Origin of the sequence: Paraferrimonas haliotis, from assembly GCF_002282895.1 — a bacterium.
Classification (GTDB): Bacteria; Pseudomonadota; Gammaproteobacteria; order Enterobacterales; family Shewanellaceae; genus Paraferrimonas; species Paraferrimonas haliotis.
Genome location: NZ_NRRB01000001.1, coordinates 724,571 through 750,943, shown reverse-complemented (window position 1 = coordinate 750,943; position 26,373 = coordinate 724,571). Strand labels below are relative to the sequence as shown.

22 protein-coding genes are annotated in these 26,373 nt (G+C 45.1%); 5 read left to right on the top strand and 17 right to left on the bottom strand.

Annotation, left to right across the window (positions count from 1 at the left end; genetic code table 11):
- Positions 1 to 43: 43 nt before the first annotated feature.
- The 11 genes from CLC91_RS03490 to rfaH all read right to left on the bottom strand — a co-directional run bounded on the left by CLC91_RS03490 (position 44) and on the right by rfaH (position 12,586).
- Positions 44 to 1,210, bottom strand: coding sequence for a hypothetical protein (locus tag CLC91_RS03490; protein ID WP_095499991.1), 1,167 nt, complete (start codon positions 1,208 to 1,210; stop codon positions 44 to 46).
- Entirely contained in the window at positions 1,197 to 2,234 is a 1,038-nt protein-coding gene (locus CLC91_RS03485) for a glycosyltransferase (protein ID WP_095499990.1), read from the bottom strand. The genes CLC91_RS03490 and CLC91_RS03485 overlap by 14 nt, the downstream gene beginning before the upstream one ends.
- 15 nt (positions 2,235 to 2,249) lie before the next feature.
- Complete coding sequence (locus CLC91_RS03480; RefSeq protein WP_158220688.1) at positions 2,250 to 3,506, bottom strand: oligosaccharide flippase family protein; 1,257 nt, start codon at positions 3,504 to 3,506, stop codon at positions 2,250 to 2,252.
- A gap of 75 nt (positions 3,507 to 3,581) precedes the next feature.
- On the bottom strand, positions 3,582 to 4,871 hold the full coding sequence (wecC, locus tag CLC91_RS03475) for a UDP-N-acetyl-D-mannosamine dehydrogenase (protein WP_095499988.1): 1,290 nt from the start codon (positions 4,869 to 4,871) through the stop codon (positions 3,582 to 3,584).
- Positions 4,872 to 4,888: 17 nt separating this feature from the next.
- Positions 4,889 to 6,010, bottom strand: coding sequence for a non-hydrolyzing UDP-N-acetylglucosamine 2-epimerase (gene wecB / locus CLC91_RS03470; RefSeq protein ID WP_095499987.1), 1,122 nt, complete (start codon positions 6,008 to 6,010; stop codon positions 4,889 to 4,891).
- A gap of 15 nt (positions 6,011 to 6,025) precedes the next feature.
- Positions 6,026 to 8,221 carry a polysaccharide biosynthesis tyrosine autokinase gene (locus CLC91_RS03465; RefSeq protein ID WP_095499986.1) on the bottom strand — a complete coding sequence of 732 codons (2,196 nt, stop codon included), beginning with the start codon at positions 8,219 to 8,221 and terminating at the stop codon, positions 6,026 to 6,028.
- Positions 8,222 to 8,271: 50 nt separating this feature from the next.
- Positions 8,272 to 8,715 (bottom strand): arsenate reductase/protein-tyrosine-phosphatase family protein, encoded by a 444-nt coding sequence (locus tag CLC91_RS03460; RefSeq protein WP_095499985.1) that lies wholly within the window; start codon positions 8,713 to 8,715, stop codon positions 8,272 to 8,274.
- A gap of 14 nt (positions 8,716 to 8,729) precedes the next feature.
- Complete coding sequence (locus tag CLC91_RS03455; protein WP_095499984.1) at positions 8,730 to 9,869, bottom strand: polysaccharide export protein; 1,140 nt, start codon at positions 9,867 to 9,869, stop codon at positions 8,730 to 8,732.
- A 213-nt stretch (positions 9,870 to 10,082) separates the two neighbouring features.
- Positions 10,083 to 10,916, bottom strand: a complete 834-nt coding sequence (locus CLC91_RS03450; protein WP_095497542.1) for an alpha/beta hydrolase family protein — start codon at positions 10,914 to 10,916, stop codon at positions 10,083 to 10,085.
- Positions 10,917 to 11,015: 99 nt separating this feature from the next.
- Positions 11,016 to 11,825 (bottom strand): AAA family ATPase, encoded by an 810-nt coding sequence (locus CLC91_RS03445; protein ID WP_158220687.1) that lies wholly within the window; start codon positions 11,823 to 11,825, stop codon positions 11,016 to 11,018.
- 263 nt (positions 11,826 to 12,088) lie between these two features.
- A complete protein-coding gene (gene rfaH, locus CLC91_RS03440; protein ID WP_158220686.1) occupies positions 12,089 to 12,586 on the bottom strand; it encodes a transcription/translation regulatory transformer protein RfaH in 498 nt (165 codons plus the stop codon).
- A 452-nt stretch (positions 12,587 to 13,038) separates the two neighbouring features.
- On the opposite strand from rfaH, the gene CLC91_RS03435 reads away from it, so the two are divergent.
- On the top strand, positions 13,039 to 14,502 hold the full coding sequence (locus tag CLC91_RS03435; protein WP_095499982.1) for a peptide MFS transporter: 1,464 nt from the start codon (positions 13,039 to 13,041) through the stop codon (positions 14,500 to 14,502).
- A 28-nt stretch (positions 14,503 to 14,530) separates the two neighbouring features.
- Here the strand turns inward: CLC91_RS03435 and CLC91_RS03430 are convergent, their stop codons facing one another.
- Positions 14,531 to 15,166 carry a transposase gene (locus CLC91_RS03430; RefSeq protein ID WP_095497538.1) on the bottom strand — a complete coding sequence of 212 codons (636 nt, stop codon included), beginning with the start codon at positions 15,164 to 15,166 and terminating at the stop codon, positions 14,531 to 14,533.
- Positions 15,167 to 15,524: 358 nt separating this feature from the next.
- Here CLC91_RS03430 and CLC91_RS03425 point away from each other — a divergent pair, with 358 nt between their 5' ends.
- Entirely contained in the window at positions 15,525 to 16,667 is a 1,143-nt protein-coding gene (locus CLC91_RS03425; RefSeq protein WP_095497537.1) for a hypothetical protein, read from the top strand.
- Positions 16,668 to 16,736: 69 nt separating this feature from the next.
- Here the strand turns inward: CLC91_RS03425 and CLC91_RS03420 are convergent, their stop codons facing one another.
- Positions 16,737 to 18,293, bottom strand: a complete 1,557-nt coding sequence (locus CLC91_RS03420; protein ID WP_095497536.1) for a sigma-54 interaction domain-containing protein — start codon at positions 18,291 to 18,293, stop codon at positions 16,737 to 16,739.
- A 301-nt stretch (positions 18,294 to 18,594) separates the two neighbouring features.
- Here CLC91_RS03420 and CLC91_RS03415 point away from each other — a divergent pair, with 301 nt between their 5' ends.
- From CLC91_RS03415 to CLC91_RS03405, 3 genes are all read left to right on the top strand, one after another.
- Positions 18,595 to 20,241: an HAL/PAL/TAL family ammonia-lyase gene (locus CLC91_RS03415; protein ID WP_095497535.1), complete on the top strand. Its 1,647-nt coding sequence runs from the start codon at positions 18,595 to 18,597 to the stop codon at positions 20,239 to 20,241.
- A 108-nt stretch (positions 20,242 to 20,349) separates the two neighbouring features.
- On the top strand, positions 20,350 to 21,912 hold the full coding sequence (locus CLC91_RS03410) for a flavocytochrome c (protein WP_095497534.1): 1,563 nt from the start codon (positions 20,350 to 20,352) through the stop codon (positions 21,910 to 21,912).
- 22 nt (positions 21,913 to 21,934) lie between these two features.
- The gene (locus CLC91_RS03405) at positions 21,935 to 22,327 is read left to right on the top strand and encodes a cytochrome c3 family protein (protein ID WP_095497533.1); all 393 of its coding nucleotides are present in this window, start codon (positions 21,935 to 21,937) and stop codon (positions 22,325 to 22,327) included.
- Between the two features lie 92 nt (positions 22,328 to 22,419).
- Here CLC91_RS03405 and CLC91_RS03400 read toward each other — a convergent pair whose 3' ends face one another.
- The 4 genes from CLC91_RS03400 to CLC91_RS03385 form a co-directional block, all read right to left on the bottom strand.
- The gene (locus CLC91_RS03400; RefSeq protein WP_095499981.1) at positions 22,420 to 23,724 is read right to left on the bottom strand and encodes an inosine/guanosine kinase; all 1,305 of its coding nucleotides are present in this window, start codon (positions 23,722 to 23,724) and stop codon (positions 22,420 to 22,422) included.
- Positions 23,725 to 23,854: 130 nt separating this feature from the next.
- Complete coding sequence (gene hemH, locus CLC91_RS03395) at positions 23,855 to 24,850, bottom strand: ferrochelatase (protein WP_095497531.1); 996 nt, start codon at positions 24,848 to 24,850, stop codon at positions 23,855 to 23,857.
- A 6-nt stretch (positions 24,851 to 24,856) separates the two neighbouring features.
- Positions 24,857 to 25,501 carry an adenylate kinase gene (gene adk / locus CLC91_RS03390; protein ID WP_095497530.1) on the bottom strand — a complete coding sequence of 215 codons (645 nt, stop codon included), beginning with the start codon at positions 25,499 to 25,501 and terminating at the stop codon, positions 24,857 to 24,859.
- A gap of 165 nt (positions 25,502 to 25,666) precedes the next feature.
- Positions 25,667 to 26,260 (bottom strand): transposase, encoded by a 594-nt coding sequence (locus CLC91_RS03385; RefSeq protein WP_095497529.1) that lies wholly within the window; start codon positions 26,258 to 26,260, stop codon positions 25,667 to 25,669.
- Between the last annotated feature and the right edge of the window lie 113 nt (positions 26,261 to 26,373).

Sequence of the window (26,373 nt, the reverse complement as noted above, 5' to 3'; positions counted from 1 at the left end):
TTTTTACTCAATCAGAATCTCCATTTCCCTTGTTCATTCTACATTAACTGGACAACTCATCTACACCTAATTTATTAGTTGCAGATATTAAAAGTATGCAAAACCAGAGTATAGGATTAAATATATAGACTTTGCTAAGCAATAAAACGATCAGCATAACACCCGCGAACAAGTTAAGAGGCTTACAAATTACAAAAATAACAACTAAAAATAGAATCGAAAAAAAACCGAACTGAAAAAATAAGTTAAACGCCAAACCAACATCCTGTATTGATAAACATGAGTGACAATCATTCACCATAAAGCCCGAGCCCATAAAAAACCTTAGTGAATCCGAATTTATTAAAAAGTTAATGGCTTCAAACTTTAGATCTGTAGTGCTATCAGTCACACTGTCATTGAAAAACCTCCACTCTAAGTACTCTATAACACCGAAGTTAATCAATAAGAATACTAGCGCCACTGCAAAGAAAAGTAAGAGAATTACCTTCTTAACGTCAAAATTTACAATAAGATTCTTAGCTAGAATAGCGCCCAAAATCAGGCCAAAATAAATAATAGAACTAACGGAGAAAGTTAAAGGAAGGCTAACCAAACCAGCAATAGCTGTTATGCTCAACTTGCGCTCTAGGACTATTAATGTGAGTATCAATAGAGAAATCCAAGTACCATAGCTACCAGGCTCGTTGTAAGCTCCTGTGAGGCGTGGAATTCCAAGTGCTTTGATCAAATTCTGCTTTCCTTCAGAAAAGGGAAACAATACGGAATGAATATCAGTAATAATCCCAAATAAAAAAAACGATATTAGCTGGTACAGCAATAATATGACATTTAAAATAATTATTACTCTTATAACCCAAACTACTAATACTCGACAATCCTTTATCAGAAAAGAGTATTGCAAACCAATAACCATTGCAGAAACAAGTAGGAGCAAAGAAGAAAAAGACACAGTGTTAGAAATGCTTGACATACTAGTTGCCAACACTATAAATAAAATCAGCATTAACAAATCATTATAGTAAATATTAAATCTAGAGCCACCACCAAAGTAGATAACAAAGCCGACCAACGATATAATTAAAAAATTAATCGTCAACAAATATAACTTATTACCGTCCTGCACCTCGAAGGAAGTAAACGCTAGCACTGAAGCTATAAGAATAAAAATCTTCAGAAAAAAGCCATTAGGGAAGTTATAATGCGTCAAAATAAAGACTCTTTAACTTTTCAATTTGAGACTTACGAGAGTAATTTGAAATTGCATATCGCACTCTTTGCGACTTATATTTTCGGGCTATTGATATGCTTTCTATCTCTTTTTTTAGGACAACGTAAAGTTCTGATACATCAATCTTAGTTTTGGTAACAAGGTACGACTCCGAAAACTCTTTTGAATATGGCTTTATATCACTAATAATTGGTTTTACACCAAGAAATAATGCCTCAATCAGTGTAGTAGAAAAACCATCATAACTTGGAATGCTAATCATAAAGTCTGTGTCAGATAAGATTTCACACATTTCTAGCTTATCCGCTTTTATTTTTAATTGGTCTATCACATGCTTTTTGCTGTGCAAATACTCATGATCATGCAAGGTAGCCACAGTAAAATGTATCTCAAACCCTTCGCTCTTTAGCTTTTCAATAGCATCAATAATAATTTTTACGTTATATATTTCCTTAAAGCTCCTTGGAGAAAATATCTTTACTACACTGCTATCACTAACAACGTACTTTGTTTCCTCAAATATTTCATCAACTCCCCAGTTTATGACTTCAGACCATTTACCACTTAAGAATTTAACCCTATTTAACATATACCGAGATTTTACAGTGATAACATCAGAACGTTTCAGCAAAAATCTCGTAAATATCGAATATATACCCCTGTATCCTTGATTGATATCGGAACCTTGCGGCGTCGAAATAACCTTACCCTTATAGCCAATCAAAGAAAACGCTAATAATAATATAGAAACACCATGAAAGTGAATAATATTAGGCCTTATTTGCTTTATTGCTTTCCAAAAATAAAAAGGAGAAGACAAATGATATTTTGTATAACTCCCTTTTGTTTGCAATGTTAAGGGTTTCAAGTTTTGGTCTAACAGACTTAGATTTTTCCTATCAAAAAAATAGGAGGTAACACCTTTTACTTTTGAAATAAGATAAAATCGTTCTCTAGCAAGAGGACTATCACTATTCCCTACGAAAATCACTTTCAAACTCATTTTTAACAACCTAACCTAAAGCAAAGCTACTACAATCAACAGAGATGCCAACAGAATAAACCACACAATTTGATTTCTAATATCCGTAATTTTACTGAAGTGTACTATTAGCGCACTTGTACCAGCGCAAAAAATCGATGCCAACACTATTCCAAACAAAAAGCCCCGGTAATCAAAAGTCAACATTGAAAATAATAAAATAAGAATTGAAACCGTTCTCTTAAAAAACTCCGACTTAAGAAGAATTGATGCGTTGCCGCTAGATTTTAACAAAACTCTGTTCATTGCCTCTAACATTAAGAATGGGCCAGCTATAGCTATCAGCTTTAATGTGTCCGCAACCAAAGCCCAACCATCTCCTAAAATAATTCTTACAATAAATTCTGCATACCAATATATTACCAATGCGATAAACACACTAAAAAGCATAGAATAATTTAATATGGTATTTGCAGCGCACTCAAAATCTTTTCCTTTTTTTCTTGATAACAATGGAAAAGAAACCTTATCAATAGCAGAATAAGTAAGAGATGAATGTAAATTATTTATCTTCGATGCTTGTGAGAAAAAACCTACATTTGCCAAAGAACTAAAGTAACCTAATGCAATAGGTTGAATAGAAACGTAACCATTTGCCACCAATGAGGAAAGTGTTAATTTGTAACCGTAATTAAAATGCTTCTTATATGTCTCCAAATCAAAATAAAGCCGTAACTTATCTTTTGATAAAATAATATACAATGCTGTTGAGATAATACTTGTAAACACTAATTGCATTACAAAGGCCCAGATCCCAAAACCGCTTGAAACTAAGTAAAAAGTTAATAAGACCCCTAACAAACCACTAATCAAACCAACTTTAAATTGCTCTAGAAATCGACTTTCTTTAGTCAATTTCACAACCGAAGTAAGTGACAAGGAACGAATGATAATAACTAACGCGGCACACGACAAAAGTAACCATAAATTGTTATAACCATATAAACCCTCTACAATCGGAGAAGCTAAAAAAATGACAGTAAATATAAATACTGATGCAATTATATTTACTGTAAAAATCGTATTATAATCCCTTCTCTCTGACTCATGATAAATTAACGATCCTCCTAAACCCGAATCGACTAACACATATGAAATACTTATTATTGCATTAATGATTGCTAACACACCAAAGTCATCTGCTTCTAAATATCTAGAAAGAATAACAATATTCAAAAAGTTTGAACCTAAGAAAACTCCTCTTTCTAACAATACGACAATATACGACTTCACAGTATTAATCCAATTCACTCTTAATCACGAGCTTTTATCCTAAACAAACGTTTATAACTCAAAGTGAAAAAACAGTTAAATTTCAATACTCAATCTACCATTCACAATGCCTTTCGTATCAATGAGATAGTTAGAGCACTGAAAATTATCTTTAAACTCTCCATGGTCAACCAATATAACAGTAATATGCGCATTTCTAGATGCATAATTCATGTCAACTAATTTTATGTCTTGAAGCTCAATAGGTAATGTATCAATATTAGGTTCTATAGCAATAACGCTTCCGGGATGCATTTGCGATATGCGTTTAGTAATTACGACGGCAGGGCTCTCGCGTAAATCATCAATATCCGCTTTGAATGCAAGACCATAGCAAGCAACAACCACATCTTTGGCTGACTTAGTTGGATTATTTAAAAGATAGTCTGCTATCGCTCGTTTTACTTTTTCTATAACCCAAGATGGCTTATTATCATTTACGTATCTTGCGGTTTGGATGAGTTTAGCATCGTCAGGAGTTTTGGACACAATAAACCAAGGGTCGACAGCAATACAGTGTCCCCCCACGCCAGGACCTGGTTGCAAAATATTTATTCGAGGGTGACGATTTGCTAATGCTATGAGCTCCCAAACATTAATATCTAACTTTTCACAAATAATTGAAAGTTCATTAGCAAATGCTATTTGAATATCACGACAACTGTTCTCAGTTAACTTGGCCATCTCTGCGGTACGTGAATTTGTAATAACACACTCACCTGTAACGAAAGTAGTATAAAGTTCTGCGCTGCGGCTTGAGCATTTAGGGGTCATTCCACCAATGACACGATCATTCTCAACTAGCTCCTTAACAACCTTCCCCGGAAGAACACGTTCTGGACAATGTGCAACGTTCACGTCTGGTGTATCATCATTAGATTGGGGAAAAGAAAGATCTGAACGAGCATCAGCGAGCCAAGAAGCCAACTGCTCTGTCGCACCGACAGGTGAAGTAGATTCTAAAATCACTAGATCCCCTCTCTTAAGAACGGGAGCAATGGCGTCAGCTGCCGATTTTATATAACTTAAATCGGGTTCGGGTACTTCGCCTTCTTTAGTTGGTTTAAATGGTGTCGGCACCGCGATTAGGAATGCGTCTGCAGGCTCTGGCTTAGTAACCGCTTTTAAGTATCCCTGTTGAACCGCTGCACTAACGAGCATATCGAGGTCTGGCTCAACAATATGTATTCCGCCTTTATTAATGGTATCAACGGCGTGTTGATTCACATCTACACCGATAACTTTCTTTTTACGAGATGCAAACATGGCCGCGGTAGGTAAGCCAATATAGCCTAGGCCTATAACTGAGATAGTTTCGAATGACATAGATAATTCCTAAAAAATTATTTTGATATTTTTTTTATAATGCGCTGACAAGCTTCACCGTCACCATATGGGTTATGAGCAAAGCTCATTTGTTGATAGGCTTGTTCGTTCGTCAACAACTCGTTTAATTGAGTTGTAATCACGTCAACATCTGTGCCAACCAATCTAACTGTACCAGCAGCGACGGCTTCTGGCCGCTCTGTTGTATCACGCATGACCAATACGGGTTTGCCTAGAGACGGAGCTTCTTCCTGGATACCGCCTGAGTCCGTCAAAATGATGTTGGCTTTTGTCATTAAATAGACAAATGGAAGGTACTGTTGCGGCTCAATCAATAGCACGTTATCAACATCACTTAAAATTCGGTTGACTGGCTCTCGCACGTTAGGGTTAAGGTGCATTGGATAAACGATTTGCACTTTTGGATGCGCTTTTGCTGTTTCTGCCAATGCTTGGCAAATTCGTTCAAAACCACCACCGAAGCTTTCTCTTCTGTGACCAGTAACTAAAATCAATTTTTTAGAGTCATCTAAGAACTCAAATTGTTGAGCTAGTGTTGCGTTTAGCTCAGCATTATTTTCAATTTTATCTTTGATTAATAACAACGCATCAATGACGGTATTGCCTGTTACGACAATATGTTCAGGTTGAAAGTTCTCTTTAAGTAGGTTTTCTTTAGATGTATCTGTCGGAGCAAAGTGATAACGCGTTAATACACCGGTTAAACGACGGTTCGCTTCTTCCGGCCATGGCGAGTAAATGTTACCGGTCCGCAGACCTGCTTCTACGTGGCCTACATCTATCTGCTCATAATAGGCCGCAAGGCTTGCCGCAAAGGTAGTCGCTGTATCTCCATGCACAAGTACCACATCCGGTTTAAAGTCTTGTAGCACGGGTTTGAGTTCCTGGATTATTCTCGCAGTAACATCGTTAAGGGTTTGGCCTGCTTTCATCAGGTTTAAGTCGTAATCGGGAGTGATTTCGAACAGTTCTAATACCTGGTCCAGCATTTCGCGGTGTTGCGCTGTAACACAGCACCTAGCCTCAAAACGCTCGTCATTATCTAATGCATGGACCAATGGCGCCATTTTTATTGCTTCTGGACGTGTCCCAAAAACCGTGAGTACTTTTTTCTTCATTGAATTGCTTAAGCCTTACTTATACTCATAACTGTAGTAACCATATTCATCACCTTTACCTGCTGCGGTTTTTATCACGCCATTAAAGATAACGCCTTTAATTTCAACACCCGATTGCTCGAAGCGGCGCGCGGTCACTTCGATTTGTTTTATTGGGTTTACCCCAAATCGTGTCACGAGCAAGTTCGTGCCGCAATGCTTGCCTACAATGCCCGCATCGGTTACCGCTAAAATAGGTGGCGTATCAATGAGTACAATGTCGTATTGCTTGGATACGGTTTCCATAAACTCGGTAAAGTTTTTATGCATTAACAGCTCCGCAGGGTTCGGTGGCACTTGCCCACGACTAATAAAGTCGAGCCCTTCTACTTCGGTTTTCTTGATTACTTTATCTAAGCTTAAATCGCCGCATAAAAGGTCAGAAAGGCCGTCGTCCCAAGTTAGGCCAAACAGCTTTTGCATATAGCCTTTACGTAAGTCTGCATCTACGATCAGCACTTTTTGGCCGCTTTGCGCTAATGAGGTGGCTAAGTTAGCAGAAACAAATGACTTACCAATCTCTGGGCTGGGGCCCGAGAGCATAATCACGTTGTTGGTTGCGTCCATCATGGCAAAGTGCAACGAGGTTCTAAGGGAGCGAATGGCTTCAATGGCTAAGTCGGTTGGGTCGTAGTGCGCCAATAACAAACTTTGTGGCTTAGCGTTTTTACGTTTAGACGCCTTAAAACGCTTACCAAAGGATTCGGAATACGGAATAGAGGCGTATACGTTAAGGCCAATCTCTTCCAACTCTTCTGGGTTGGTAACGCCGCGATTAAAGGCTGCACGCAGCAGCACGAATGCCACCGACAGCATGCCACCTAGCATGGTGCCTAACACTGCAATCAAAGGCTTTTTCGGCTTAACCGGAAATTCAGCAAGCTCTGCGGTGTCAATAAGGCGCACGTTGCCTACAGTGCCGGCTTTGGCCACGTTAAGCTCTTGCACGTTATTAAGTAGCGCCAAGTAAATTTGTTGGTTTACTTCAACGTCACGGGTTAAGCGCAACACTTCTTGCTGAGTTTTTGGCAATGCATGAGTTTGGTCGGCTAAGCGATCGCGCTCTTCCAGTAACTCTTTTTGTTTGCGCTTAAAGGCAATGTAGTTCGGGTGCTCTGGGGTAAAACGCCTAGCAATGTCGGCCTCGGAAAAAGCAAGCTCAGAGATGCGCGATTCCAAATCCACCATTTGTTGCAGCATGGACTGGGTTTCTAAGGACAAGTCTACCGACTGATTGGCCAAGCGGTAATCGTTTAAGGCGTCTTCCGATGCATCTAGTTTTTGCTTTAGTTCGGGCAGTTGTTTCTTTAAGAAATCTAAGCTTTGTTGAGCTTGTGCCGAGGTGCGTTGCACGTTTTGCAGTACATAATGCTTAGCAACGCTGTTTAGTGTGGCAAGGGTTAACTGACGATCGGTGCCTTCTAGCGCTAGAGACAAAATTCCAGATTGCTTACCACGCTCAGAAACGGATAAATTATCCAGTAAGCTACGAATAGCAGCAATGCGAGCATTTTTGGTTATGCTAAATTCGCTGCCAGCGACGCCGCTAATGTCGGTAACTAGAATACTCACGCTGCCATCACCGCTTTTTAGCAGTTCGTGAGTGCTGCCGGATAAAATTAAGATATCATCATGATACAGCTTAAATTGATTGTTGCCTTGGTAAATCAGCTGCAGCGGCTCACCTAATAAAAAATTAGGTACTTCAAGCTTGGCAACTTTAATGACTCGTGCTTGCTCCGCGTTGTCTGTGCTTGCGCTATTGGCCGCAAAACTGGGCACCTGTTTGCGACGCTCTAAATATTTGCCAATTATTGGCCACACTTTAGGCTCAGCTTTAATGGTGAGGTTTAAGTCGTCCACCGCTTTGCCAAGGATGTTGCGCGACTTAATGAGCTCGATTTCCGTGGCTCCGGAACTGTCGCTGGCGAACATATCACCCAACTCACCCAAGCCAGGTAGTCCACCCTTTTTATCTTCGACTTGAATAAGGGCATCGGCTTTGTATACCGGCGTGGCGGTTATGGCATAAAACACCGCAATGGCTGCGAAAATGGCGGTGGTGATGATAATGGTCCAACGTCCGTCGATGAGTAATCCCAGCAATTTTCCTAAATCAATTACATCGGGATCGGTTTGGTTAACTTTGTTGGAGTTGTTAGTGGCAGTCATAGAGTTGGCTGTCTCTTTAAATTTGGTTAGTTAACAAGTGAGATGAGCAATTAAAGCTTTTCAGACCAAGCTTTGCAGTGTTTTTCGATTTCTTGGTAGGCGAAATCAAACGCTTCTTGGCTTTTTCGGTAGGGGTCGGGTACTTCGGCGTTGTTATCCCACTTGCCCAGCAGCATGGTTTTTCCGCTGGCTTGAGGGTAGCGCTGGTTTACCGCAGTTACGTGCCCTTGCTCCATTACTAAAATCAAATCCGCTTGACGAATGAGTTCGCTGCTGAGTTGCTGTGCGCTGTGCTCGGTATTGGCGTTGGGTTCTTTTTGCTGCAACAGGGCTAATGCGTTTTCTTCGATGCCCTTGCCGGTTAAGCCAGACTTTTTATTGGCAATGCCGGCGCTGAACACGTGCTTGTTAGGCAAATACAGCTGCAGCAACTTTTCGGCGGTTGGGCTTCGGCAAATGTTACCCACGCATACCACTAGAATGTTATTAAACATGCGCAAACCTCCCTTTAATTGCTGGTGCTGTAAATTTTATCAATGTCGCTAATATTCTTAAGCATGAGCGCTGTAGGCGCTAACTGGGTAATAATGCGATTCCAACGAGCGATTGGCGCGGCAGTTACGTACACCACGTCGTTTGGTTGCAGTTGGAACTTAGCGGCCAGTACCATGGCTACCGCATTTTGCGCATTGAGCTGATAAACGTCGGTGATGTCTTGCTCGCCGGCTCTAAGTACGAATATACCAGTTGCATCGGCGGTGCCTTCGTTGATGCCCCCCGCACTGCTTAGCGCTTGGGCTAGGCTCATGCCGTTACGGTTCATCACCAGTGTGTCTGGCTCTTTAATTTCACCCATAACAAATACATTTAACGCATCGTTACGCGCCACGTGAATTACGTCGTTATGACGCAACAGCGTGTTTTGGCTTAGTTCGCCTTTTTGATAGAGCGCATGCAAGTCTATGGTTTTATCTTCGCTGCCGTCGTTGCCGTAACGGGTTAAGGTGACGTTGCGCCAATCGGCGGTTTCGGTAAGGCCTCCGGCGTTGTTGATGGCGTCGAGCAATGTAAGGGGCACGTTCGTTATGGGTTGCACGCCACTTTGCTGTACTTCACCGGTCATGTATACCTTTTGGCTTTGAAACGCCGCTACGGATACGTCAACCTGAGGAGATTGAATGGTTTTGCTAAGCGCTTTGGTAAGCAGCAAGCGCACTTCGGGAGCGGTTTTGCCCACAACTTTTACGTTACCCGCATAGGGGTAGAAAATGGTACCGTTAGCGCGAACTGGATTACCGGTTGCAGCGGCGTCACGGAACTGACCTGCTGGGGTGGTGAGCTCTGGGTGATCCCACACAATGATACTTAACACATCACCCACGCCAATGCGATATTGGTAGCTTTCCAGTTGTTGTTCGAGTTTAACGCTGATGCGTTCGGGAGAGTTGGACTCGAATTGACCATTAAGCTGGGCAATGGTGTCGTTGGTAAGCGTGGTTATTTTAACCTTGTCCATGTTAATGGAGTCATCTCGCTCGCCTTTTACATGGCCGCCGGGCATGACTGTGCAACCGGCGAGTAAACTAAAGCCTACAGCAATCGCCAACCGTTTAGTTAACGATGAAAACTTTGCGTTGTTGTTATGCATTGATAGTAAAACCTGGATTTTAAAACCTGTTTGAATCTGTGCGCAAGATTGTGTGTGCACCGAGAACCTATGTATTTTGACACGCTTCCGCCCTTGGAACTCAATCCAAATGCCGCGGTATTTTATACTAATTTCCGGTGTAAGTATTGGCTAAATTCCGCTATTTGCAAAAAACTTACGCAGGTTTAGCTGGGTTATCGTTTTTCCGCAAACTTAGCCTGTGAGGGCTTGTTTTATGAGCGGCGTTATGCTTGCCAACACCTTTTTGTCATTCCAATAAGCGCTGTGGCTAAGGGGCGTCCAACCGGACAGTAAGTTTCCCACTTGCAAAGGCTTATCTTGCACCCATTCGAAGCTTGGCCCAAGTTGCTTTAATGGCCACCCTAAAACGTCGTCGGGGTCGTAAATATTAAGCCACTGGAAATCGGCATTTGGTTTATTAAAACAACGGCGTTCATCAAGCCCGGCGGTAAACAGCGGAATATTGCAGCCCAGCGTAACCAAGCCTATGGCAGACGACAGCTTTAAAAATTCGCACAGCTGCGGGTTGGCTTGACTGTAGGCGTCACATAAATAACGCTTGTGTTGCACGTCCCATAGGTAATTGGCCAACACTTGGCAGCCTAAGGAGTGGGCCACAAGAATAACGGGTTTATTTGGGTTAAGCGGTTTATCCGGCGACCTTAGCGTTTCAAAGGCTCGGGTGAGCGCTGCTACTATGGTTTCTTGCACCGCTAAGTATTTTTGCGGCTGGCGATGGGCGCTGTAGGCCAGCGAGCCGGCGTCACCTAGGCCGTATAGCAGGAACTCTCTAAGCGACTGGTAATCGAGATTGTTGCTTGGCTCTTGGAGCATGGCTTGCCACAGCGCATCTTGCGGTTGCTGCAAAATGGGTCCATAGGTGACTGGAATAAACTCCAGCTGTTGGGCTGTTCGTTGTCCTAGGGTATCGCTTACCTGTGCGGTGAGTGCCTGTTGGAAGGCTTGCTCGTACCCTTGGGTGTGATTACCCATTCCGTGCAGAGTAATAATGGCCAGCTTTTTCATCAACAATCCTTGTATGTATTTGCTATTGAGCCGTGCACAGTTTATCAACCTCTGCTTTAATTAGCTAAGAAAACTCAGTGAGTACCATCGAGTTAGCAACTAATTGCTGGATTGGTTTAGTACATACCCAAGGGAGCGGCTTTTTAACGCTCCAATTGTATTGCTGAGTGCTAATTTTGACCAAGCTCCAAAGTGTTGTTGATTAACCACCAGCACGTTGGCATCACAGGCGTCTACTATGGCTCGGTCATTGTCGCTGGTTGTTTTATTAAACGGTGCGGCGTCTACAATTACAAGATCGTAGGTTTGCGTTGCTTGCGCTAACCACTGTTGTTGATCGAATACCTCATTGCGCATTAGTCGATCGGCTATGGGATTTCCACGGGACAGGAAATCGAGGTTTTCTGCGCTTGTAGGCTGAATGGCGGTGCTGAGGTTTTGGTTGCTTGCTACTACCTCTGCTAAGCCCACATGGCGCTGTTTACCTACGTAGGTACGCAGCATGCATTTGTCTAAGTCGCCGTTAACAAGCAGTATTTTAAGATCGTATTTTGTGAGTTCGTTGGCCAGTAGCATGGCTATGGAACTGCGACCGGCTTTGTTTCCGACACCCGTTATGCACAATGATTGTAGCTGGTCGCTTAGGCTACCGTGTAGCTGTTGGGCAAGCTCGCTGATGGCGTTTGCCGTTGGCGCTTCTAACTGACAGTCATCGGTTATTAAGCCGTTGTATTGCATGCTATATTTTCGTGCACGGGTAGCATTGAAGTATTGTGCTGAGAATGGAATGCTGGTCAACACAGGTAAACGCAGTGTGTTTCGAACGGCGTTTAACGCGCTAATAGGCTTGCTTCTAGTTGTTCGATTTGAAGCGGCGTTCGAGCTTGTGTGGTTGGATGTAAATCCCATTAATACTGTCATTTTAATACTTCAATATTTCGTTAGCGTGGCTATGGAAAGGCGGTGAGTATACGCCTACGTGACGAGACAAATTGAGGGTGAGATCTCAATTTTGTAGCTGTGGGCAGATTTGGCGTCAGTGTTTCGAAGATATGCGGTATTCATCAACAAAATGCTAAAAGTGTGTTGAGCTTTTTGTGATCTGTGCAATTTTCGAGGGCTATAGCATTATAAATGGACTGAATCGACCGAAATCAAACTTACCACTACAACTAAGCCTTTCGAATGTGATCTTGTGCCAGTTCAATTCGATGTTGATTGCCCATCATCTCTAAGAGCACAAAGCACCGCTGCTCGCCACTTTCAATGTCGTAGATGGCGTTTAAGTGAGCAAATGGCCCTTCGGTGACTTCGACATTATCACCAGAATTGAATGTTTCAGCCGTCGAAACGAATTGTTGAGGTTGATCTAGAAGCTTACACTTGATGGCTTGAATTGCCTGTTCAGGCACCTGTTGAAGGCAACTACCAAATTGCACGACACTGGCAACACCGCGGGTGTTTTTAATAGTGCGTACTGAAAATTGTTCGGGGTCGAATCGAACAAACAGATAACCCGGGAATAGAGTTTCAGTGACTGATTTGGTTACACTCTTCAAGCGCTTTTTTCTGGTGAGCGTAGGTAAGTAAACTTCAAGCTGTTGGGCTTCTAGGTTTTCTTTGGCACGCTGCTCAGATTTTGGCTTGCTGTAAACGAGGTACCAATTCATAAAACTTCCTTCTATAGAACTGGGCGCTATTATATCAGCGCTGTTAGCTGTCAGCCATTGCTGTTTTTTGGCGCTCGCGTTTATTTTTGGGAGCACCGCGGGGCTGTTCAAACTGAAAGTATCTTGTAACATAATTCATCTCTTTCCGTTAGTTGAGCAAACCTGTTCAACGGTTAATCTTGGAGCGCAGGTTCTGTAAAGACTATGAATACTACCGATGAACAATTTATTTTTAAACGGCCATTCCATTTGCAATCCGCAGGCTGTTCAATAACGTTCCGCCTGCATTTTAGGCAGCCGCTTACCAAATGCCCCTAAGAGAAGACTGGTGCTACCACAGTTAAGCACTTCCTATTTGACTTTGTTGGCAACATACGAGTATATAATGTGTCGTTTATATAAAAGTGGCAGTTTATAAGCCGCTATCAATCAACAATTGAAGGTAATATTTGATGAATCCCCAAGCCCCTCAAGGCACTTTCATGGGTCATCCTAAAGGGTTGTTCTTACTCTTTACGACTGAGCTATGGGAACGTTTTTCTTACTACGCAATGCGTGCGATTTTGGTTCTGTATTTGGTTGGACAAGTACATAGCCAAGGTGGACACGGTCTTGGTTGGACCCAAGCTGAAGCGTTAAAACTCTATGGTATTTTTACTGGTCTGGTTTACTTAACGCCGCTGATTGGTGGTTGGTTAGCCGATAATTATTTAGGTCAACGTAAAGCCATTATTATTGGTGGCGCATTGATGGCCGCTGGTCAATTCTTATTAGGTACGCCGCATGCTTGGGTTCCTGGTATGGAAACCGAGGTGTTTTACTTAGGTCTGGCGGTATTGATTGCTGGTAACGGCCTGTTTAAGCCTAATATTTCTACTATGGTGGGCGATTTGTACGAAGATGGCGACCATCGTCGTGACGGCGCGTTCACCATTTTCTACATGGGTATCAACGTTGGTGCTTTCCTATCGGGTATTGTGGTTGGCTCTGTGGTAGCGGCCTACGATGGCAACTACCAAATGGGCTTTGTGTGTGCCGGTATCGGTATGGTTGCGTCGCTCATTATTCAATTCCTATTTGCGCAAAAGTATTTAGGCGATATTGGCCGTGTGCCAGCAGCTAAACTGTCTCAAGCGGCGAATCAAAATGTAACTAAAGAGCCCTTGACTCAAGTTGAGCGTGATCGCATTAAAGTGATTATGGTAATGGGTTTGTTCACCATTATTTTCTGGGCGGGCTTCGAGCAAGCCGGTGGTTTGATGAACTTGTTCACCAACGAATTTACCGATCGCATGATTGGTGGTTTTGAGGTACCGACCACTTGGTTCCAATCTTTGAACGCTATGTTCATTGTTATTTTTGCACCTGTGATTGCTTCGGTGTGGGTTCGCTTAGGCGACCGTGAGCCAAACTCTCCAGTGAAATTTGCCATGGGTCTTGTGCTATTGGCTGTTGGTTTCCTATTCATGATTGGTGCGGTTCTAGAAATGAACGGCGACCCTACGTCTAAGTCTTCTATGTGGTGGCTGGTTGGTGCTTACTTCTTCCACACCATGGGTGAGCTTTGCTTGTCTCCTATTGGCTTGTCTATGGTAACCAAGCTAGCGCCGCTGCGTATTGCTTCTTTGATGATGGGCGCGTGGTTCTTGTTTGTGGCTGCGGCGAACTACATTGGCGGCTTTGTTGGCTCCTTGATTGGCCACGGTGGCTCGCAAGAAGAGCAGTTGGCTAATGCGATGGGCATTTTCGCGGGTATTGCGATTACCGCTACGGTTTCTGGTGTGCTGCTGTACTTTATGGCGGATAAGCTGGTTGACTGGATGCATGGTGCCGAAGATGCGCATCATGGCGATGAAGATAAGGTGCTGCAAGAAGAGATTGCGGTAACTGGCGAGCACGAAGGCGTGCAGCGCTAAAAAAGGGGCCAGGCCCCTTTAATCGACATTAAAAGGGGGCCTGGCCCCCTTTTCCTTTCTTCGGCCTACCTATCGGCTGAACACTGTGAGTCATAATCCCCTGTAGCTCCGCATCGCTAAACTTTAAGCTCATTAGCGCTTGATAGGCTCGCTGCCGTTCTTTGTCGTCATTGCCCAAATCCTGGTAGCAAGCATGCTGCGTAATATTAGTGTTTGGGACTCCTAAGCCATTACAGTGATAGCTGCTCCAGGCGTATTCCTCCGGCAGTGCGGTAATGTTCGCCTTAACCGGATTAAACTCAATGTAGCGCATACAGCTTAAAAAGTAGCGTTCGTGCTCTATTGGTTTAGACGCAAAGCGACGCTCGAAAAATGCGCCTGTGCGATGGTATTTTCGATTGTAATATTGCGCATATCTTTGCCCTATCCCATGCATTGCAAGGCTTATGGAATACTGGGTCAATGGTGTCATCAATATATGGGTGTGATTCGGCATTAAGCAGTAGGCGTGTACTGCGCAACCAAACTTCTCGGCATATTCGGCCATCCAAGTCAAATAGTGCTTATAATCAGTAGCTTGGTGAAAACATGCTTGGCGGTTGTTGCCTCGATGAGTGATGTGGGCTGGTATATTAGGCTGCAAGTTTCGTTTGGCTCTTGGCATTTGGTCGCTCCCTGTTCGCTAAAGGGGGCCTGGCCCCTTTTCTGTTACGCTCCTCACGAAATCCTAATGCGCTCCTCCCATTTCCAACATCCCCCGATCAGGCGAAATTGCTTGAAAAAAGGGGGCCTGGCCCCGTTTTGGGGAGCAAACCGCTCCCAACCGTCACACCCCAAAAAACGCCTGAAATGCTTTTTGCGAAGTACGTCATGAAGCGCTCTGCGATCTCACATTCTTTTTTGTAAATCACACTTTGTGATCGGTTATCTAGCCGTAACGTGTCGCCATTGATTGAAACCGGTGCTTGTATTTGAACGAGTTGTCCAACGGCGCCGAGCAAAATATGTAGATAGGTAACGTTATGAAAACAGCAAACAAATTTATGTTGTCAATGGTGGCAACCGCAATAGCCCTTGCCAGCAGTGGCGCAGCAATGGCAGCCGATCAGCAACAAGACGGCATTAAAATCGGCGGCTCTGTGCGCGTCAACTATGGCATGGCGCTATACAACCAAGCTTCTAAAGATAAAGGCGGCGAACTTTCCTTTGATACTGCAACCATCACGGTAAACGGTAAAAAAGGAAACTGGGGTGTAGCCTCTGAATACCGTTTCACCAAGTCCACTAACTTTATTAAGTATGGCTACGCTTACTACGATTATAATCCAGATTGGCAAATTCAATTCGGTATCAACAAAGTGCCTTTTGGTAACCGTGATTTCATTTCCAACAGTTGGTGGTTCGGTATTCCTTACTACCTCGGTTTTGAAGACAATTACGACGTAGGTATTAAAGCGGTTCGCGAGCACAATGGCTGGCATACCGACCTCGGCTTCTATAAAAACCCTGAGTACGGCCCAACTGAAAATAAACGATACGGTGCGGATTTATACACAGGCACCATTGCGGTCAGTGGTGTTGAATACCACAACGAAGAAACCAACCAATTGAACCTCCGTCAAACCTATACCTTTGAACACGAAGGCGGTTCGACGACCATTGGTGCGTCGGCTCAGTACGGTCAAATCTTCAACAACAAGACCAATAATAACGGCGACCGCTACGCGGCTGCGGTGCACTTAGACAGCAAATACAATGGTTGGAATTTACAACTGCAGGCCATGCAGTATGAGTTTGATGCGGCGGATGCGGTTGATCCAAACAAAATCGCGGTGTCAGTGGTTGGTTGGCAATACGAAGTCGCCTCTAAAGGCCAAATCTACAACGCCAACTTCTCTAAAACCATTAAGACTGATTTTGGTAGCGTTAAGTTCTACAATGACTTTGGCGTGTTAACCCCGGATGTTGACGACAATGATTACGCCAACAGCTTCCAAAACGTCACCGGTTGCGCCATTTCAGCAGGCCCAACTTATACAATGATAGATTTCATTGTGGGTAAAAACATGACCTTCTCCACCGCCAATAACGACCACGTTGGTCTTCCAGAAGTTGGCAACGATTGGGACAAACGCATTAACGTAAACTTTGGATACTACTTCTAAGGTAAAGTTTAAGCAGTAATCATAAGCGGCAGCCTCAACTGCCGCTTTTTTTATAACTAGCTAGAACCGCTAACCAATATTCAGTTTCGTCATTCGACTACGTAAGGTATTCGGATGAATATCTAATAGCTCTGCAGCCCCACCCTCGCCGTTAATTTTGCCTTTGGTGAGATACAAAGCATGTTCAATGTACTTTTTGTTCATTAACTCCAGCGATATCAGCTTATTACCCGCTTTACTGACGTCAATAACGACCGATGGTTTGGCAAGCTCCTGTTCGGCGCCAGCAATTTCCGGCTCCGCAATCACCCCGCCTAAAAAGCGAAAGTCTAACTGGCCGTCGTTGCTTTGAATTAAAGCGCGCTCAACAACGTTCATCAATTCTCGAACATTACCTTTCCACGGATGATTTTGCAGTCGCAGTAGATCGTCATTAGAAACTTGCACCTTGTAAGGCAGCTCTAAAGTACGACTTAAGCTGTCGATAAAATGATAAACCAACAGTGGAATATCTTGCTGACGTTGCTGCAACGATGGAATGTGAATCGGAAAAATACTGATGCGATACCACAAATCCTCACGAAATTTGCCCTGTTCAACCATATCCGTTAAGTCTCTGTGGGTCGCCGCTATCACTCGAATATCAAGCTCTATCGATTTTACCGATCCCACTCTCACAATGGTTTTATTTTGCAACACTCTTAATAGACGCACCTGCGCCGATAGCGGCAACTCGCCTAATTCATCAAGAAAAATCGTACCACCGTTGGCTTGTTCAAAATAACCTTTAGTGGTTTTATCGGCGCCGGTAAACGAGCCCTTTTCATGACCGAACAGCTCAGAGTCAATCAAGGCATCGGGAATGGCACCGCAATTCACTTTAATAAAGGGCTTGTCGTGCCTTGGAGAGCGCGCATGAATCGCATTAGCAATGACCTCTTTACCCGTGCCGGTTTCTCCATTAATCAATACCGTCGTGTTCAGTTGTGCAATCGCACCTACTTGCTCCATAACCAACTTCAAGCCATTGCTCTCACCAACGACTTCGGTGTGCGCGCCTTGTGCTTCAATCGCGTGTTTTAGCGCTCGATTTTCCATTTGCAGGATTTGGTTGTCACGCAAAATATCTTGTCGCTGCAAGGCAAAAGCTGTCACTAAGGAGTACGGACCGGCCAACGCGCTTAATAGCTTTAATTGCTCTTTGCTAAAGTGATTGGATGAGCGGGAATAAACGCCCACGACACCCAGGTGAGTTTTGTCGATATCCAAGTTCACCAACATCACGCTGTTGGCAGCTATTGCCAGCTCAGACAATACAAATTCAGTAATCGGATCCTCGCTCACTTGGTCGATCAACATTGCAGACGAGCGAGTACCGTGTTTCAGCGACACCACTAAGTCATCCGCCAGTATCACATCATTCCCCGCCACTGCGGCCCCATTTCTATCGGCATGGGCAATGGGGTGAATTTCCTTAGTACCGGGCACGAAAACGTTTAAATAGATGCCATCAGCATCGAATTGCCGCTCAATAATGGCAAAGCTTGCAGCCAAGGCTTGCTCAATTTCTAAGCTGCTGGATAAGGAATCAGTAATCCTTTGATATAAAAGTGCTTCATCGCTCATATTTTGAATTTGGTTCCCACAAACTTTCAGTCAAATCACACAAGAACACACGCTGCAATTGATACAGTCTCGCCACAGTTAGCCAGTCGACTAACGACATTTCGTAGTAGACCACGACATATCGTGAATTTATGTGACGATATTTCGTTTTATGTGACCTGTTTCAGAAATATTCGCCCAAAAACGCTTTTTAAAAGTTGGCACAGATACTGCTGTCTATGGGCAAAGGTTATTTATTTTTTTGCCTACCCTTTTAGGCATATAACGAGACACATCCACTTGGATGTTTTTGGAGCTAAAGATGCAAACTATGACTCGTAAACTTACTCTTGGTGTAATGCTGGCGCTCAGTGCAAGTGCCGCTTATGCAAAAGACACCATTTATCTCGACGGCCAACACATGACCATTGACCAAGCTTGGCAAATTGCCGATGGCAAAGTAGATGTTGCCATTGCTAAAGACGCCGAAAGCCGCTTAAGTGCTGCCCACAATACTCTTATGAAAGCCGCTGCCAGTGGCAAACCTGTATACGGCCTAACCGTTGGTGTTGGCTTAAACAAAGACCACAAGCTATTTGACGCTTCTGGCAAAATGACTAAAGAAGCCATTCAAGCCTCCCGCGACTTCCAATACAACGCCCTGCGCGCTCACAGCTCAGCCATTGGCGACCCAATGGATCACGAAATGGTTCGCTTGGGCATGGTGGTTCGTCTTAACACTCTGTTGCACGGTCAAACCGGTGTTCAACCTGAAGTGGCTGACTTATACGTCGAATACCTAAACAACGACATTGTTCCAGTTATCCCTGAGCAAGGCACCGTTGGCGAAGCCGATATTCTTCAAGCATCCCACGTCGGTCTAGCCATGATTGGTGAATGGAAAGTGGACTATAAAGGCCACCGTGTTAGCTCTAAAGAAGCCATGAAAGACGCAGGCATTAAGCCGCTAAAACCTATCGGTAAAGACGCGCTATCGATTCTTTCAAACAACGCATTTACCACCGCTTACGTGATGCGCGGTTTACAACAAGCTCAACAAGTTATGGACGTAAGCCCAACGGTTTTCGGCCTATCGCTTGAAGCGCTTAACGGCAATGTGGCGCCTTACTTGCCACAAACTAACGAAGTTCGCCCGTTCCCTAACGTGCAAAGCATGTCAGAAACCATTTTGGATCAATTGGATGGCTCTTACTTATGGCAGCTAAATGACGAGCGTCCTTTACAAGATCCATTGTCGTTCCGTACCTCTGGTTACACCTTCGCTATTGCTCAAAAAGCAATGGACGACCTAACCGCGGCTGTTAAGGTTCAAATTAACTCGTCAGACGATAACCCAGCGGTTGTTATGAACCCATCTAAGAAGTACTTGCAACAACCGCAAGTGGCTAAGTACATGGTGGATGAAAACAGTGGCGTATTCCCAACCACTAACTTCAACCCGCTACCAGTGGTTATGGGCGTTCAACAGCTGAACATTGCATTGGCTCAAGTGTCTCACAACACCGCCATGCGCACCCTACGCTTGTCTGAAGATCACTTCACTCACTTAAGCCGCTTCTTAACCGCGCCTGGTAACAAAGGCCATGCATTTGGTGCTATCCAAAAAACCTTTGCTGACCTTAATACCCGCAACATGATGTTGGCTCAGCCAGTCAGCTTCGAAGGTATCGCCATCGCCGGTAACATTGAAGATACCTATACCAACATGCGTCTAGCGGCCGACAACTTGATTGAAATGACCCACAACCTATACGCGATGTACAGCGTCGAGCTTATGCACAGTGCCCAAGCCATTGACCTACGTCGCATGAAAAATCCAAACCTAAAACTGGGTAAAGCCACTGGTGAACTGTACAACGCCTACCGTGCGAAAGTTAAGTTCGTAAGCCAAGACCGCCCATACACCCCTGACTTTGCTGCGGGTACCAAGTTGATTGAGCAATACTAATCACTCGGTAACTTATTCCCTGCAACGGCGCCTTGGTTTGAATCAAGCTAAGGCGCCAACTCAGCAACAAAGTCCTAATGTGTTTTCCAGTTTATTAAGGAATTTATGATGGTCTACGACCCTAAAATCGTCTCCTCTCGTCGCGACATGTTGAAAAAATCAGCGGCGTTAGTAGCAGGCTCTGCAGCGCTAGTAGCCACAGGCCCTGCGTTAGCTTCCGAACAGTGCGCTTCAAAGCAGCCTAAGTTCGATGAAATTTATGATTTAATTATTGTTGGTTCTGGCTTTGCCGGTATGTCTTGTGCCAACCAAGCGGCTCAAGATGGCGCCAAAGTACTGGTAATCGATAAAATGCCAGTGTTTGGCGGTAACTCCACAATCAACGGCGGCGCTATGGCCGTGGCGGGCTCTGCCCTGCAAAAAAAGGCCGGTGTTGAAGATAGCGTTGAGCTTATGGTCAGCGATATGCTCAAAGCCGGTCGTGGTATGAACGACAAGCACATGCTCAAACTGGTTTGTGACGGCACAGCTGAATCGGCTAAGTGGCTTGAAGATCACGGTGTTGTGTGGAAACCCTTCGTACAGCACTTTGGTGGACACTCTGTGCCTAGAACGCTGCAAACTCGCGAAAGCTCTGGCTCTGGTATTGTTCGTCCTCTCATTGAGACCGCTAAAAAACACGGCGTTAAAATGTACGACAAAACCGAAATGCGTGGTTTTGTAGAAGACGATAATGGCCGCATTATTGGTATTAAGGTTCAATCTGGCTATTTTTGGCCAAAAACTAAAACCGGTACGCCGAAAGTATTCGGTGCCCGCAAAGGCGTTGTAATGGCGACCGGCGGTTTTGGTCGCGATATCCCATTCCGTCAAATCCAACAGCCAAAACTCACTGATGAGTTGGACTCAACCAACCAGCCAGGCGCCAATGCTGATGCCCTTAAGCAGATGATGCTTATTGGTGCTAACCCTGTGCATTTGGACCAAATTCAATTGGGTCCGTGGTCATCGCCCGATGAGAAAGGTTTTGGTACCGCGTCGCAGTTCAACACCATTGCCGTTTATCCAAAAGGCATTGTGGTTGATGTACGCACCGGTGAGCGTTTCTTTAACGAATTGGCTGACCGTAAGACCCGTTCAAACGCCATTTTGACACGTCGCGATGACCAAAATAAGCCAGTATATCCTGTTGGCTTTACCAACGCTGAGGGTGCCAAGCGCGCTCAGACTCTTGGTTGGGGACTTAAGTACGACGTGATTAAGAAAGCCGATACCTTAGATGAGCTCGCGAAGCTTTATGGCATGCCTGCCGACAAGCTTGAAAAGCAAGTGGCTCGCTTCAATGAGTTTGTGAAAAAAGGTCACGATGACGAGTTTAACCGCCCGTTAGAGACCGCCATTGAGATGAAAGAAGGCCCTTGGTATGCCGTACGTATGTGGCCAAAAGTCCACTATTGCATGGGCGGCGTTCGAGTTAACACCAACTCTCAAGTGTTGCGCCTAACCGATGATAAGCCAATTCCTGGCTTGTTTGCTGCAGGTGAAGCTACCGGCGGTATCCATGGTGCATCTCGCTTGGGCTCTTGCGCAGTAGCTGAGGGCGTTGTAACCGGCCGTAACGCAGCTAAGAACGCGGTAACACAGACCGCCGCTAAGCTTGAATTGGCGTAATTAGAGAATTTGGAGTAACACAATGTTCACTAGAAAACTGTTGATACTGGCTTGTATGCTAAGTGTATTCGGGGTTGCCAATGGCGCGCTTGCCGCCAAGATGCCACTGAAATCCTACCATCAGGAAATGTTCACCGACCACAATGGTAATGTTGACTGTGCCGCTTGTCATGGTGTCGATAAACCTAAGAGTCCACCAGCGACTGAAGATTGCCTGCAGTGTCACGACTTGAAAGATGTGGTTGCGGCGACCGAGCCACCGGCTAAGACCTCTGAGTTCGAGCCAAACCCGCATAACTCACCGCACTATGCACAGGACTTGGATTGCTCGTATTGCCACGCAGAGCATCGTAAACCTAAGGTTTACTGCAATAACTGCCACGAGTTTAAGTATCCAAACATGCCGCGCAAATAGGACGCAGCAAAAAGGGGGCCTGGCCCCCTTTCTTAAAAAAGTAAAAAAGGGGCCTGGCCCCTTTTTCTTTTTTGGTAGCGGGAATCCGCCAGTTAGCGCTCCCAGTATACTTCTTCTAGCGAATCTTCCCGCTCTGGAAGCCCTCGGCTAAGTCGCGGGCTGTCTTGGCTTAACACCTCAAACGCAACCCGGTTAGCGTATTTGCAGATTTGGCTGAACGACGAGTAGCACAGCGAAGCTTGATTGTGCTTCGACGAGCTCGGGATATTGAGCTTGTGATATTTCAGCGCCGCTAAGTCATGTAAAAGCGCTGACAAGGCTCCATCTCCTGCTCCGTTGGTGTTCCTGATGACTTCAGGGCCTCCCATGAACGGAGCAATATGCGCGTAAACTTTTGTCGGTTTGTGGCAATCAGCGTAACGCATCGGACGACTAAACTCGTGTTGGTTAAACTCCGGAATCGCGCCTGGTAACAGGGTTTGAGTGGTGTTGCGCAAGTATTCATGATCGCAAAATCCCGCCATATACAGCCCCACTGGGCCCGCGGTGCAAAGCACCATGTCGCACCACTGCAAGGATTGCTCGGCGGCTAGCAGAGGATCGGAAAAACCAGTCAACGCCTCTCCTTCGTCTTCATTCATCGCAAGAATCGTCACATTTTGCTTGATAAAGTCGCGCCAAAACTGCGGATCTTGCTCGATCAAAAAGCGTGTCCCCATGGTCAACACCACAGGAACATCAGCCGCCTTCGCGTAATCAATGGCTTTGGCGACAGAGTCGCGCATGCCAGCAGCTGGATCCGCCCGCAGCAAGTACGCGCTAATGACTAACGCGGCAGAGCTTTCAATAATACCACGGTCGATTGATTCCGGTTGCAGGTTATCCATATCGCCTTTGGAGATGGCGAAGGTGCGCTCACCACAGTCGCTAATCAGCGCAAAGCAGCGCCCCATAGCGCCCGGTACAGGCTGCAGCAGGTTCAGGTCCACTCGCGATGAGGTGTTACACAGGTAGCGATAGGCGTAGCTACCTACTTGAACGTTGTCGCACATAACGCCAAACAGCACCGAGCGGCTGTCGCTTAGAGTTGAGTAGTTATGCAGGGTATTGCCGATAGTGCCGCCAGCAAACTCCGAGCTAATCAGCTTGCCGCGCTGAAGCTCCTCATAAAGAGAGTGCGCTTTAGCATCGTCAATCAGCATCGAGTTGCCCTTCTTCAGCTCATAGCGTTCAAGCAGCTCGTCGCTTACTCGAGCTTCAATATCCACCAAGGTTTGGTCAATGCCGCAAATGTGAGTGCGTTGGCTCACCGTATAAGGCGCTATTCCTAAGCTAATTGGATCGTTCGATTTAACCGGGAAGTAGTGTTTTGAATTGCGCTGACCAGGAAACTTCATGTATGCGTACTCAATAATAATTAAGTCTAAAACCTATATTTAAGGCTTTGAATAAAAACAAAAAGACGCATCCAGCACTTGCTTGATACGTCCTTATAACCCTTGCTCCTTTAGATTTTTAGCCGCTAAGCTAGAAACCTTTGAGCTGTCCTAATACCAACTTAGCCATCATTTCGATGTGTCCATCATCGTCATTCAAGCAAGGGATGTAGCGATAGCTTTCACCGCCCGCCTCCATGAATTCATCTCGCACTTCCTCGGCGATTTCTTCGAGCGTTTCTAAGCAATCCGCTGAGAATGCAGGACATATGATATCGATGGATTTGATGCCTTGCTCAGGCATCGCTGACACGGTTTCGTCGGTGTAAGGCTGCAACCAGGGCTCTTTGCCAAATCGGCTTTGGAAGCACAGCTGCCACTGCTCTGGACTGAGCTCTAGCTTGTCTGCTAGGGCTTGGCCTGTCGCTAAGCATTGCTCCTGATACGGGTCGCCTTCATCGACATAGCGCTGTGGTACACCGTGGAAGCTCAGCACCAGCTTGTCCGCTTGGCCGTGCTCGGCCCAATGCTTGTTAACGCTCTCGGCTAAACAGGCAATATAGTGCTCGTCAGCATGATACTCTTTAATCATTCTAAGCTCTGGCACATTACGGCGAGAGAGCATGGCTTTGGCCAAGCCATCACTGACTGGCGCTACCGTGGAGCAGCTGTATTGCGGGTAAAGCGGGAGCACTACAATTTTATCGACACCCTGAGCTTCTAAACGCTTAACACCATCGTTGAGCGACGGGGTCCCATAGGTCATACCAAGCTCTACCGGGATATCCTCGCCGGTGAGCTCTTTGAGCTTCGAGGTTAACGCTTGGTGCTGAAGCTTAGATACGTTCATCAACGGCGAGCCTTGCTCAGTCCAAATCGACTGATAGGCCTTTGCCACTTTAGCGGGCCGCACATTAAGGATAATGCCGTATAAAATGGGCTTCCAAAGCAGTGGGTTAAGGTCAACCACCCGTGGATCGGATAGAAACTCTTTTAGAAAAGCTCTGACCCCAGCAGCGGTTGGAGCCTCGGGCGTGCCTAGGTTAACTAAAAGCACGCCATGTCGATTGTAGTTCGTTGTTGTCATGCTTTTTTAGCCAAGCTCGGTCGCTATTTGTTCGCTAACTTGAGCGACACTTTGTGTGCCATCAAACTTATTGTATTTGATGAGACCCTTAGCGGCATCGGCTCCGTAATAATCGATAAGAGGCTTGGTTTGAGTATGATAAATACTTAAACGATCGCGAACGGTTGCTTCTTCATCGTCTTTACGGATTTGCAAATCCTCACCCGTTACGTCATCTTTTCCTTCAACCTTTGGCGGGTTAAAAACGACGTGATATACGCGGCCCGAACCAGGGTGAACACGACGTCCACTCATGCGTTTTACGATTTCTTCATCCGGTACATCGATTTCTACTACATGATCGATGTCGATGTTATTGTCTTTCATGGCATCAGCTTGCGGCAGAGTGCGCGGGAATCCGTCTAATAGAAAACCTTTCTCGCAATCCGCTTGAGCAATGCGCTCCTTTACCAAACCAATGATGAGATCGTCAGAGACTAACTGTCCCGCGTCCATAACCTTTTTAGCTTCAATACCCAAAGGTGTTCCAGCCTTCACTGCAGCTCGTAACATGTCGCCAGTGGAAATTTGTGGAATGCCATACTTTTCCATTATGAATTGGGCTTGAGTACCTTTACCGGCACCTGGAGCACCCAATAGGATAATCCGCATGATTTTGCTTCCTCTTGAAAGGGATTCTAAATTCTAAAAGTGGCGCCAATTCTTGCATAATTTCGCCGCTTTTTAAAGGCCTGACCAGCTAAGCTTGTGGGTGGGGACGTACCCTTAGCCATTTCGCCCACCTGCCGGGGTCGTACCCCTGTGGATAACTTCAAATTACGGCCGCCAATGTACACAGACTTGTTCAATCTGCGTCGCTGATAGCGTTTGATTACACAATTTTGCGTACATTGACTGCCGCTCATCATCATCCCTACCCAGCTCTTTATAGAGAATGTGCTTGGTAAGTAGTCCATTGTCCTTATCCCCTAGCGCGTGATATCGATAACTTGACCAAACGTAATGCGATGGATGACTCACCATATTTGCGCGCATAGGGTTAAGTTCGATGTAGCGAAGACAGCATAGAAAGTAAGCATCATCTTCAACAATTCGCGAGTGATAGCGTCCCTGCCAAAAAGCGCCCGTCCGGTTGTAATAAGCGTTGTAGTATTGGGCATATTTTTGGTTCAAGGCCTTCATTGTTTTCCACAACGAGTCTTTGCCAATGGGAGTTAACAGCAAATGGACATGATTGGTCATCAGTACGTAGCCATGTACAAGGCAACCATGCTCCAGTGCATATGCTTTTAACCAGTCAAGGTAGAGGGTTCTATCGAAATGCCGGTGAAAGCATGTTTTCTTATCGACACAACGTTGGGTGATGTGCATTGGTAATCCTGGCGATACTTCTCTTGCTATTCTTGGCATGGGGCGCTCCTTTGCTTAGTGCTGCCATACCAGCATAGGGACGTACCCTACTTTTTTCCCTCCTACAAACGGTTGATTTTGCATTAAAAAAGGGACGCCCCTAAAAAGGGTAC